7 protein-coding genes are annotated in these 11,673 nt (G+C 74.1%); 2 read left to right on the top strand and 5 right to left on the bottom strand.

All coding sequences use genetic code 11. The annotated features are described in order from the left end of the window. Positions 1-42 precede the first annotated feature (42 nt). From K6I33_RS23310 to K6I33_RS23300, 3 genes are all read right to left on the bottom strand, one after another. Positions 43-1,080, bottom strand: coding sequence for a phosphatidylinositol-specific phospholipase C domain-containing protein (locus tag K6I33_RS23310; protein WP_229356407.1), 1,038 nt, complete (start codon positions 1,078-1,080; stop codon positions 43-45). Positions 1,081-1,145: 65 nt separating this feature from the next. Then, positions 1,146-1,883 carry a hypothetical protein gene (locus tag K6I33_RS23305; RefSeq protein WP_229356406.1) on the bottom strand — a complete coding sequence of 246 codons (738 nt, stop codon included), beginning with the start codon at positions 1,881-1,883 and terminating at the stop codon, positions 1,146-1,148. Between the two features lie 125 nt (positions 1,884-2,008). Further along, on the bottom strand, positions 2,009-5,203 hold the full coding sequence (locus K6I33_RS23300) for a cytochrome P450 (protein WP_229356404.1): 3,195 nt from the start codon (positions 5,201-5,203) through the stop codon (positions 2,009-2,011). A gap of 125 nt (positions 5,204-5,328) precedes the next feature. Between K6I33_RS23300 and K6I33_RS23295 the strand changes: the two genes are divergently transcribed. Continuing rightward, entirely contained in the window at positions 5,329-5,982 is a 654-nt protein-coding gene (locus K6I33_RS23295) for a PAS domain-containing protein (RefSeq protein WP_229356396.1), read from the top strand. Here K6I33_RS23295 and K6I33_RS23290 read toward each other — a convergent pair. Next, positions 5,961-6,632, bottom strand: a complete 672-nt coding sequence (locus K6I33_RS23290) for a (2Fe-2S)-binding protein (RefSeq protein WP_229356394.1) — start codon at positions 6,630-6,632, stop codon at positions 5,961-5,963. The two genes, K6I33_RS23295 and K6I33_RS23290, sit on opposite strands and share 22 nt — an antisense overlap. A 143-nt stretch (positions 6,633-6,775) precedes the next feature. Here K6I33_RS23290 and K6I33_RS23285 point away from each other — a divergent pair, with 143 nt between their 5' ends. Continuing rightward, positions 6,776-10,141, top strand: coding sequence for a hypothetical protein (locus tag K6I33_RS23285; protein ID WP_229356382.1), 3,366 nt, complete (start codon positions 6,776-6,778; stop codon positions 10,139-10,141). Between the two features lie 27 nt (positions 10,142-10,168). Here K6I33_RS23285 and K6I33_RS23280 read toward each other — a convergent pair whose 3' ends face one another. After that, on the bottom strand, positions 10,169-11,527 hold the full coding sequence (locus tag K6I33_RS23280) for a tetratricopeptide repeat protein (RefSeq protein ID WP_374285661.1): 1,359 nt from the start codon (positions 11,525-11,527) through the stop codon (positions 10,169-10,171). Between the last annotated feature and the right edge of the window lie 146 nt (positions 11,528-11,673).

Raw genomic sequence — 11,673 nt, 5'->3', positions numbered from 1 at the left:
GGCGAAACCCGTGCCGAAGGCGCGGGAAGCCCCACGGCTGGTTCAGCCGCGCGGCAGGACCGTGGACAGCACCCGCGGCAGCGGATACCAGTCCGCCGTGGCGAAGCTGGCCCGCGCCCGCGCCATAAGGGCGACACGGTCGCGCGCCTGCGCCTCCGTCGGCCGGGTGACATCGATCGCCGGCGCCACCTTGTGGGCGTCCGTCATCACGACGATGTAGTGTCGGCTGTCGTACCACCCGGTGTCGATGCCGCCGCCCGTGTACGCCGTGGCGTCCCCGTCGAAGAAGACGAACCAGGGCCGGATCGCCGGATCGGCGTAGCGCGACCGCGGGTCGCCGGGGACCGCCCCGTGCACGGCCGGGAACGCCGCGGCCTGGCGGATGCGCCCGGCGGCGGCCAGGTCGCGCAGGTACATGGCGTATTCACGGTCGGTCCACAGCCGGTCCGCCGGGTTGCCCTCCTCGACCGTGCCGGGGATGAGCTCGACGATGAACTTGCCCGCGAGCGCCGAGCGCGCGGGCCAGCCGCCGGCCCGTACGGCCTCGTCGAGGTTCGCGTGCTTGCCGAGCAGGTCGCCCGGGCGGTAGAGGGCGTCCCCGAGCTTCGCCGTCAGCAGCGCGTCGAGCTCGGCCGGGCCGCGCCCGCTGTTGGCGTTGAAGCCGTCCTTCATCTCGACCTTGAGCAGCACCGGCCGGTGGCCCGGGTGGGCGTCGTGCCAGGCGCGGATGTCGGCGAGGCAGCCGGACAGCGGCTGGTTGCGCGAGCCGGTGCGGAGCCGGGCGGCGGAGCCGGCGCCTTCGCAGTTGTTGTCGTTCGCGACCGGGTTGGCGTGGGAGACGCGGAAGGCGCGGCCGCCGAAGCCGTTGGACCACACGTCCAGTTCGAGGAGTGCGGCCCCGGAGTCGAGGGCGTCGGCGAAGTAGGGGTACTTGGCCTTGTCGTAGGCGTTGTGCACCCCCACGGACGTGGTGGCCGCGTACGACGCGGAGGGCTCCGCGGCGGCCGCGTCCGTCGCCGCGGCCGGTACCGCCAGAAGCGCCGCCGTCACGGACGCGATCATGCCGCTGCGTATGGTCATCGTGCGTTCGTTCCCGTCCCTGTGCCGATGTGAACGGTCGGTAGGGTACGGGAACTGACGCCGGGTCACCCACTCGGCCCGGTGGCCGCCGCGTCGCCGTCGAGCAGGTGCTGCGGGACGGACCGGAAGGACCAGACGCCGCGCCGCCGGGTCAGCACCCAGACCAGGTCGAACCGGTCCGGCCAGGACTTCGGCACCCCCGGCGCCCCGGCCGCGCCCAGCCCCTTGACGATGTCCTTGATCCTGGAGTGCTCCCAGCAGATCAGCACGGGCTGCGGCGACGCGAGCGCGGCGGCGGCCAGCTTCTCCTCCTCCGTCTCGGAGAAGGAGGTGTTGACCGGCAGCTTGAGCTCCTCGGACAGCGGGGTGACGGTCTGCCGCATGCGGTGGGAGCCCGCGTTGGGGCCGTAGTCGGCGGCGGCGAAGAGGGTGAAGGGCCGGGGCAGCCCGGCCCGCCCGGCGGTGTCCGTCGCGGGGGTGAACAGCTTGGGGAGGGCCCGGGCCCGCTCCCAGCCCCGCTGCGTCAGCGACTTCTTGTCCGGCTCGCCGTTCTCGTCCATCCCGCGCGCGCCGCCGCGCGGTTTCTCCCCATGCCGGATGATCATGATCGTGGCGTCGGGGCCGGACTTGCCGCCGGGCGGCGGTGGCCCCGAGGGCTCCGTCCGCTTCTCCGAGCCGCTGCCGCAGCCCGCCACGGGCAGCAGGGCCGCGCCCGCCAGGACGCCCAGCACCCGGCGGCGGCCGATACGGGTCTCGCCGCCGCCGCTCGTGGTCGTCGTCGTGGTCTCGGTCGTCCCGCTCACCGACCCCCCTGTCCCCCGTGAAGCCGTATGCGGCCGCGCGTGCCGCCCGGCTCAGGCCGCAGCGTAGCCGCTGCGGCCGTACCGCGTCGCCGGTGGGTTCGGGCGGAGCCGGGCGGGCGCGGGTCTCACCCCGCCGCGTACACGTCCTCGACGTACCGGCCCGCGTCCGTCAGCTCGCGCAGCCACGCGTCGGCGGCCCGGGCGTCCGCGCCCGTCCGGCGGGCGCAGAGGTCGCGCAGCGCGGCCCGGACACCCGGGGCCATACGGGCGCCGTCACCGCAGACGTACACCCGCGCCCCCGCCTCCAGCAGCGACCACACCTCGTCGCCCTCGGCGGCGAGCCGGTGCTGGACGTACGGGCCGCTCTCCTCCGGCCGTTCGCTGAACGCCGGGCGCACGGAGACGGCCCCCGCGTCCTCGGCCGCGCGGAGCTCGGCCGAGTGGAGGAAGTCCGCGTCCGGCGCGTCGCAGCCGAAGTACAGCAGCGCGGGCGCGAGTTCGGCACCGGCCGCCGCGAGGGCGGTGCGGTCGGCGATCGTCCCCCGGAAGGGGGCCAGCCCCGTTCCGGCAGCGACCATCACCACCGGCGTCCGCTCGTCCACCGAGATCCGGAATGCCTCACGGCACGGCTGGACACGGGCGAGCACCGTGTCGCCCGGCCGCAGCGCGGCCAGGTGCCCGGACGCCGTTCCTTTGAAGACGCCCCTGCCCGAGCGGGCCGGGGCCTCCAGTACGGACACCATCAGATCGGTGTGACGGGCGTCCACGGCCGGGGAGGAGGAGACGGAGTACGTACGCGGGCGCAGCGGCGGCAGCAGCTCGGGCAGGGCCGCCGCGCCCAGGGCGCCGCGCAGGGCGGGGTGGTCCTCGATCAGCTCCAGGAGCGTCCGCGGGTCGCCGGGGGAGAGGGACTCCAGGGCGGCCCGCTCCGGCGGGCAGGGGTTGCGCTCCGCCAGCGCCGCCACCTGCCGGGGAGTGGGTCGCTGCGCCAGTTCCAGGTGGTGGGTGAGGAGTTCGCGCACGGTCAGCGGCCGGTCGACGGGGAGCGTGTCACGCCCGGCGCGGCGCGGCCGCAGCGACAGGACCGTGTCGAGGTCCGCGCCGAAGAGCGCGGCGGCGCGGGCGACGGGCTCCGGGGCGTTGGCGGGCAGCACGGCCAGATGGTCGGCGGTCCGGTACGTGACCCCCTCCGGCAGCGCCAGCCGCAGGAATCGCTTGGTGCGCGGATGGGCCGGGTCGGTGAGCTCGTACGCCTCGGTCACGGTCATCGGCAGCATCCCGTGACGCTCGGCCAGGGCGGTCAGCGGGCCGCCCGCGACCTCGGCGACTTCATAGGCCGGGCCGTCGGTGTCCTGGGGCGCCGCGACGGCCCCCGCGCTCTCCGGGTCGCCGTAACGCTCCAGCAGCGTCCGGCACAGCGAGCGGGTGAAGTCCTCGACGGTGCCGGTGAGATCGCCGGACGCGTCGGCCTCGGCGCGCGGCAGCAGCCGGGTGCCGCCGAGCGCGGCGAGCCGCTCGTCGAGGAGGGTGGGAACGCGCTGATAGGTGGCGGCCCAGTTGCGGTCGCCGACGCCCAGGACGGCGTAGTGGACGCCGTCGGCGGCCCCCGCCCCCGCCGTGCGCTCGGCCCACTCGGTGAAACGGGCCGCGTCGTCCGTCGGCCGCCCGTTGTACGACGCGGCGACCAGCACCACCGGCGTGTCCGTGGGCAGCGCCCCCGTGCGCTCGTCCAGCGGGGCGGCGGACGCGTCGAAGCCCAGGCGCGCGGCCTGGTCGGCGAGGTCCCTGGCCAGCTCGCGGCACGTGCCGTAGTTGGAACCGTGGAGGATGAGAAGCCCGGTGCCGGTGCGGGCCCGGGTGGGCCCGCCTTCGCCCTTCTCCGCGCGGACGGTCTCCGTGCGTGCCGAGGTCGGCAGAGCAGCCCGGTTCACGGCCCGGTCGGCCGCCGTGCGGCGGGCGAGGGTGAGGGTGAAGCCGTCCGGCTTGAGGGTCAGGGTCTCCTTGATCCGCAGCCGGTAGCCGGTGGAACCGGCGGAGTCGGCGAACCGGTAGCGGTGGATCAGCATCCCCAGCAGCATCGTCGCCTCGTGCAGCGCGAACTGCCGCCCGATGCAGGCCCGTTCCCCGGTGCCGAACGGCTCGTACGCGTGCGGGGAACGAGCCGCCTCCACGGCCGGGTCGAAGCGCGTGGGGTCGAACAGCTCGGGGTTGTCGCCCCAGACCGGGTCCCGGTGGAGCATCGGCGTCAGCACGGTGACCCCCTCCCCGGCGCGCAGCGGATAGCGGCCGCCGAGCAGTGTGTCCTCCCGGGCCTCGCGCGTGAACGCCGCCGCCGTCGGCCACAGCCGCAGCGCCTCCAGCAGCACCTGCCGGGTCCAGCGCAGCCGCCCGACGTCCTCGAACGTCGGCTCCGGGTCCTCGGCGTCGCCCCACAGCTCGTCCGTCTCCCGCTGCGCCAGCCGCAGCGAGACCGGGTCCTTGAGGAGGTGGTGGAGGGCGAAGGAGAGGGCGCCGGACGTCGTCTCATGACCGGCGATCAGGAAGGTGATGACCTGGTTGCGGATGTTGGCGGCGTCGAGGGTGGTCCCGTCGGAGGGGTGCGGGGCGCCGAGCATCAGGCCGAGCAGGTCGTCGGTGCGGGTGTCGCCGGAGGCCGTACGGGCGGCGATGACGTCGTCGACGACACCGGCCAGGAACGCGGCGTCCTCCCGGAACGCCGCGTCCTCGGCGGCGAAGTCCTCGTCGGGGTCACGGCCCAGCTTGTTCATCGCCCAGTCCAGGCAGCGCACCATCGCCCCCACGAAGGGGTGCGGCTCGGGGCGGGCGAACGACTCGAAGTCGTAGCCGAAACCCGCGAGCCCGATGGTGTCGAGCGTCATCCGCGTCATGTCCTCGGGCACGTCGACGGGGACACCCGTGGCCAGGTGGCCGTCCCACGCGTCGATCAGCCGGCGGGCGACGCGCAGCATGGCCGGGTGGTAGGCGCGCATCGAGCCCAGGGCGAAGGCGGGCATCAGGATGTCGTGCGCCTTCGCCCAGTTCGCCTCGTGGTTGTAGGCGGTGAACAGCCCGTCGGCGGTGAACTCCCGGACGTTCTCCAGCGCCGGGCCCACGGACTTGGTGAACCGCTGCTCGTCCGACAGCTCGGACACGAGATCGAGGGAGGTGACGAACAGCCGGTCCGAGCCGTGCAGCCTGCGGGTGAAGACCGGCCCGTGGCGCCGGGCCAGGCGCATGACCTGCTGCAACGGGGTGTCGGTCGCTCCGACGGCCGTGATGTCGACGAGGGGGATGTCGGTGGTGAGTGACGTCGCTGTCATGACTTCAGGGTCACCGCCCCGGACCGAACCGTCGGTACGTTTCACTGCATGATTGTGCAGTGACCAACGGCGTGTCGCTCTTGCGCCATAGACAGTCACCGTACGAACGAGGGGGACGGGGAACCGTGAACAGCGCGGAACACGAGGCGTACTTCACCTGGCGCAACTACTTCATGATGCTGCTGGACCGGCTGCCCGTCCCCATCGCCATCTCCCGCGCGAACGGCGAGGTGACCAGCGCCAACCCGGCCATGGCGGCCGAGTGGGGCCTCGCGCCCGGGCAGGTGCGCGGCCGCAACCTGCTGGACCTCTTCCACCCCAGCGACAGCGCGGCCCCCCAGATGAACCGGCTTATCGAGGCCCTGCGCCTGGGCCGCCGGTCCCGCTACACCATCGACGTGCGCTGGACGGTGGGTGGGCGGGAAACTCCGCGCGAGGGCGAGCTGATCGTCGAACCGGTCGGCGACGCGTCCCCGACGTATCCGGCGCTGCTGACGGTGCTGCACGTTCGGTCAGCCGAAACCTCGACGCCGTCGGGCCCGGAGACGGAGGTGAGTGCTGTGGAAGCGCGGATTCTGGAGCTCGCCGCGGCCGGAGCCACGACGGCGGCGATCGGCAAGGCGGTCGGACTGACCGTCGACGGCGTCAACTACCACCTCACCCGCCTCAGCCGCCGCTGGCGGGTGCCGAACCGTACGGCGCTGGTGGCCAAGGCGTACGTCCTCGGCGTGCTCGACCCGGGGAGCTGGCCGCCGGCTCAGCGGCGCCGGGCGGAGTGACGCGGCGGATGGCGCAGGACACAGTCGCCGCACATGCCGCCGCCGGGCACGCGGTAGTAGAGGCAGCAGGTGCGGCGGATGTAGGTGGTGTCGCTCAGCACACCGGTGTCGCGGAGGAGCGGGTCGGTGAAGAGCTCGTGGGTGAGGGCGACGGCCCGGGCGGCGTCCTCGGTGCGGTTCCGGCCGAGGCACCAGGTATGCAGGACGCGGAGGGAGCCCGCGAGGGAGGAGCCCGCGTTGCCCCAGAGGAGAGGGGAAGAGATGGGGGTGACGGTACGGATGAGGTCGTGCAGGGGGACGAGAAGGTCCTGCACCACGGCCGTGCGGAGGTCCTCCCCGGGCAGCGCGGCGGGGGAGGGCAACCACAGGTCGTCGGGGGCGGCGCTGGTGGGCTCCCAGCGGAGGCCGCCCGCGGCGAGGTCCGGGACCTCGCCGGTCAGCACGGCGGATCCCAGACCGATGGACAACAGCCGCCCGGCGATGCCCTGGAAGGCGATGGACGCGGCGACCCGGGTGTCGTCGGTGCCCAGGCGCGCGGCGACGGTCGCGACGCGCTGCCGCACGGTCTCCTCGCCGAGGAGCGGAAGGCCCCCTTCGCCGGTGCGCAGGGCGAAGAACGGCCCCACGTCGGCGAGCTCGTCGAGGCGCATGGGCCGGGTGGTTCCTTCGGTCGTGCGGACGGGGGGCGTGTGTACGGGGGCGATCGCACCCTATCGCTCGGGCCGCCCTTCTCCGGTGGTCCTCGTCCGGCCGTCCTTTGGCGATCCGGACAGCAGCGACGAGAATCGGCCACGTGATCGAGAACACCGCCCCCGCGCTCGCCGACGCGCTCCTCACCACCGTCGCCCCCCTGCCCTTCCCCCAACGCGTGCGCCACATCGCCCTCTGGGCCCGCGAGCTCGGCGCCCGCGGGGAACTGGGCGCGGCACTGGCCGAGCTGTCGGGGCGCGGCACGTACGAACGGGGCGTCGCCGCCATGGCCGCGACGGCCGGCCGTGACGTCGCCTGGCTGCGGGACCGGCTGACCGACCCCGATCCGGCCGTCCGTGGCCACTCCGTCGCCGCCGTCCGCCAGGGCCTGATCCCCGACGCCGCCGTCACGGCGGCGCTGGACGACGCCCCCATGGCCGTCCGCCGCGAGATCGTCCGGGCCGTCGTCGCGGGCCGCCGCACAGCCGTCGCCGAGGCCCTCGTCCGGCCGGTCCGTGAGCGCTGGGGCGACGCGGAGGCGGCGAAGCTGCTGCCGGCCTGCGGTCCCGCCACCGTCGCGGAGCTGCTGCCCGCTCTCTTCCACACCACCGTCCCCTGGCACCGGCTCGCCGACCGCCACCCCGACGCCGTCCTCGACGAGGCGGAACGCCGGCTCACCGCACTGCCCGAGGACCACCGCAGGAGGTGGTGGCAGGCGTACGGGTTCATCGTGGCGGCCGCCATCGGGACACGGCCCCTGAGGGTGCTCGAGCTGCTGGAACGGCTGTGCCCGGGCGCGCTGCCCGAACGCGTCCGCGGGCGGCTCGGCCGGCTGGCCGCCGCCGGCCCGGACGCCACCCTCCGGGTCCTGCTGGCACCGGGGCGCGAGGACAGTGAGCTCCACGGTCTGAAGCCGTCCGTGCTGCGCGTGCTCGTACGCCACCGGCCGCCCGGCTTCGACGCGTTCGCCCGGGTGATGGGCCGTGACGACCGCGCCCTCGCACGGCTGCTGAAGACGATGGCGCCGTCGCGGCGTGCCGAGTGCTACGACCTCGCGATGAACGGGCGGAGCACGAGCCATTCCGCCCTGGCGCACGGCATCCTCGACGTGCTGCCCCGGGCCCGGCGCCAGGCCGAGGCCCGGCGGATGGCCGAGCAGGCCCGCGAGTACGGCGGGAGCTGGCAGACGATCCTGTCGGCCATGGCGCACCTGCCGGTGGCGGAGGCCCGCCCGGAACTGCTGGCCGCCACCCGCCGCTCCGAGCCCACCGAGCGCGCCTACGCCTACAAACTCCTGGTGCGCAACGCGGCCCTCACCCGGGACCCCGCCGCCGTCACGGAACTGCTCGCGGGCCTGGACCGGCTGCGCAACGAGCAGCAGCCGGTACGCTCCGCCGTCCTGGCCGCGCTCGCCGAGCTCCGGCCCGCCCTGTTCGCCCCCGAAGCCGCCCCCCACCTGGAGCGCGTCACCACCGACACCGTCGAGGCCCGGGACTTCTCGTGGCCCGAGAGCCACGCCCTGCGCACCCTGGCCCGCGGCCTGCTGCGCGAGGCGGGGAAACCGACGGAAGCGGCGGAGCCGGCGGGCTGGGCGCTCCGCACCGTGGCCCGGCTGCAGGGCGCCGTGCCCTCGCGCGAGGACCTGCGCCCCGGTCAGGAGCACGAGGTCTTCGCGGCGCTGCGCCCTGCCCTCGAAGCCGCCGCCGACAGGGCCGACTTCACGGAGACCATCCGGCTCGCCGACGCGCTCCAGGAGCTCGGCCACGGCATACCCGGGCTGCAGGCCCTGCTGCGGCGCGCGATCGAGCACGGCACACCCGGTGACGGACAGCAGGCCGCCGCGCACTGGCTGGACGACCCCCGGACCCGGGACGCCCGCCTGACCGAGCTGCTCGCGCTGGAACCGTCCGCCGCCACGTTCTCCCATGTGCGGTGGACGCTGGTGCGCCGTCGCACCGATCTGCTGGACGTCCTGCTGGGCGACACGCCTCCGTACGGCCGGTTCCTGATCGAGGGCAGCCACTGGCTGCCGCCCGTCTGCCGGGACACCGCGTCCTGGACGCCGCATCAGCAGGCCGCCGCCGCACGGCTGCTGGCGCGCGCGGCGGCGGACGACGGTCTCACGACCCACCAGCGCGTGTACGCGCTCCGGCTGGCAGCGTGGATCCCCGGACACGGCACCGAACTGCTGCTGCGTTACGCCGACAACAGCGACGTGCCGCTCGCCGAGGCCGCCCTCGCGGCCCTCGCCCGGACGGAGACCCCGGGGCGGCATCTGCGGCTGCTGCTCTCCCACGCCGGCGGGGACCGGGCCCGGGTCGCGATCCCCGCGGCGTCCCGCGCGAGCCGGTTCGTCGCGCCCTCCACCCTGGCGGGAGAGCTGAGGTCACTGCTCACCGGGACGAGCGGGACGAAGGTGACCAGCAGGAAGGAGGCCGCCCGGCTCGCCGCCACCGCGCTGCCCGCGCCGGAGGCGGTGGCACTCCTGGCCGAGGCGTGCGCGCTCCTGGACCAGCACCACGACGTGCGGGCCGCGTGCGTGGCGGTAGCGAAAGGTCTGCTCGCGCACGAAGCGGCCTGGGCGTTGCTGGAGACGGCGGCGACCGGGCGGAGCGAACTCCGCAAGGCCGTCCTGGCGAGCCGGCCCCACGACCTGCCCGAGCACCACCGGCCCCGTTACGCCGCACTCGTGCGGGCCGCCTGCGACACCGACGACCCCGAGGTCGCGCGCCTGGGATACCCGGCGCTCGGGACCTGGTCGCCCTGGTCCCCGGACGCCGCGCGCGCCCTGGAGGCCGCCGTCACCGACCTGGAGAACCGGGCGAGCTGGCGCCAGGCCGCCGACGCGCTGTGCGACCTCGTCGCCCTGGCCCCCTCCGGCTCACCCGACGCCGCCCCGCTCCTCCGTACGCTCACGGCCCTGGCCGAGGCCGAAGCCCTGCCCGGAACCCCGGACGCCGAGCCCGACCGCGACCGGCCGGCCCGCCGGCGCGTCCGGCACCTGACCGCCGGCCTGGCGGCGCGGAGCACCTGGCAGCCGCGTGCCGTACGGGAAGCGGCGCCCGCGGTCGCCGAACTCCTCGGCCGGCTGGGGGACTACGCGCCCGAGGCGGCCGACCTGCTGGCCCGGACCCTCGACCCGCACGCGGCACCGGAGACGCTGACAGCGCGACTCGAACACCTCGCACGCTGCCACGACGGCAGGCCCGCGCTCGCGGCCCGCACGGCCGCCTCCCTCACCCAGCACCTGGGCCCGCGCACCACCGACGACTCGCTCGCCCACGCGGCCCGCGCCCTGACCTCCGCCGGGACCCACGCCGCCGGGCTGTTCGCGATCACCCTCACCGCGATGGGAGGCCGCCGCACCAACTGGTCGGCCCCCTGGCGCGAACAACTGCGGGCCCTGCGCCGCCACGCCCACCCGGACGTACGCGACGAGGCGCTCGCCACGGTCACCGCCGAGGAGTGACGGAACCCCGCCCGGCTCGTCGGCTCGTCACGCGGAGAGCGCGGCGGGCGCGACGAGCCGGGCGCGCTCGTGGAGATGGCGGGCGTGGGGGTTCTTGAGGTGGGGGCGGATCCGCGTGAACATCTCCTTCACGCGCTCGTCGCACTGCCCCGACTGCACCAGCGGATAGATGTCCAGGGCCCTGCCCCAGGTGTCGCACGCGGCTTCGAGATGGCCGACCTGGCACTGCCGCTCGGCGAGCATGGCGAGGTAGCGCACGCGATTGCGCCAGAGCGAATGGTGGCGCAGCCGGTCGGACTCCTCCAGCGCTTCGATGGACCCGGGCAGGTCGCCGAGCTCATAACGGACCTGGCCGACGTGGTAGGTGAGGGACGACGGGTTGTAGGAGCCGAACGTCGTCGCCTGGGACTCGGCCTTGTCCATGGCGATTTCCGCTTCCTTGAGATACATCAGCGCGGTGCTGCGGTCTCCGAGCTGTGCGGCGGAATGCGCCTGCTGTCCGGCGAGGAACGCCCGCATACGCGGCCCGGCCTGCGGGGACGCCGCTGCGGCGGCATCGGCCAGCCGCATGGCGTGCGGACCGTGCCCGAGATCGACCGCCTGCACGCTCATGCCCCGCAATGTCGTGCAGAACGTCAGGTGATCCTGGGAAGCACCGGCCAGATGCAGGGCCTTGAGGTAGTACTGCTGCGCAAGACCGTGAAGTCCTTCATCCACGGCCATATATCCCGTGAGATAACAGAGGTCGGAAGCGGCGGACATCATCGCTCTGCGCACGGATTCGGGCCCGTCGGCCTTGAGATAGGGCGCGACCGTATTCACGAGGAATGCGGCGGCCATTGGGCGTGCGTGCCGCCCGCCGAACTGGTCGTCGAGTTCCGAGACCCGCTCGGTCATGGCGATGACCATCTGCACATCGGGCATTCCGATGCGGCCGATCGTTCCGCGCTGCGCCGCCTCCATCCGCCCCACCACATCCGGCCACCCCGGAACCGTCAACGCCACGGAGAACAGGCTGTACCCGAGCACGCTCCTCCGCGACGGGTCCATGTCCTGTCGCCCAAGGTCGACGAGCCCCTCGACCGTGCCCCCACCGGACTCGTCGCCGGGCGGCGCGGGAAACCCCGCCTCCGCGTACGTCACCGGGCGGTTGAGGCGCCGGGACAGTGCCTCAAGGATCAGCGGGCGGACGTCCTCCCTCGGCACGTAGCCCTTCAGCCACTGGTGGACCGAGGGCTCCTGGTACCTGAGCGGGGTGCCGCGCTCCGTCCCTATGCGGTTGACCTCGCGGGCGAACTGCCGCAGCGTCCACGAGGCCTCGCGGTACAGCCGCTCCAGACCCGTGTTCGGCTCTCGGTTCGTCAAGGCACTCAACTCCTCGCCCATGGCCCCCGTTTAAAGGGTTTAACAACAGCTAACAGAATGAGATCTGTTGACGCTGGTTGCCGTGTCTGACGGGCGGGTTGAGCGTTGTCCGGCTCGTGGGGGCATCGCCGTGGATCGTGTCGGATGAGTTGTGGGAGCGGATCGGG

This window comes from Streptomyces sp. UNOB3_S3, from assembly GCF_020740895.1.
Lineage (GTDB): Bacteria > Actinomycetota > Actinomycetes > Streptomycetales > Streptomycetaceae > Streptomyces.
The sequence above is the reverse complement of the archived record's forward strand: the minus strand, read 5'-3'. Positions and strand labels throughout refer to the sequence as shown.

Coding starts and splice junctions, on each gene's coding strand:
- K6I33_RS23280 (WP_374285661.1), bottom strand. CDS start 11,527: ATGGGCGAGGAGTTGAGTGCCTTGACGAACCGAGAGCCGAACACGGGT.
- K6I33_RS23290 (WP_229356394.1), bottom strand. CDS start 6,632: ATGCGCCTCGACGAGCTCGCCGACGTGGGGCCGTTCTTCGCCCTGCGC.
- K6I33_RS23310 (WP_229356407.1), bottom strand. CDS start 1,080: ATGACCATACGCAGCGGCATGATCGCGTCCGTGACGGCGGCGCTTCTG.
- K6I33_RS23300 (WP_229356404.1), bottom strand. CDS start 5,203: ATGACAGCGACGTCACTCACCACCGACATCCCCCTCGTCGACATCACG.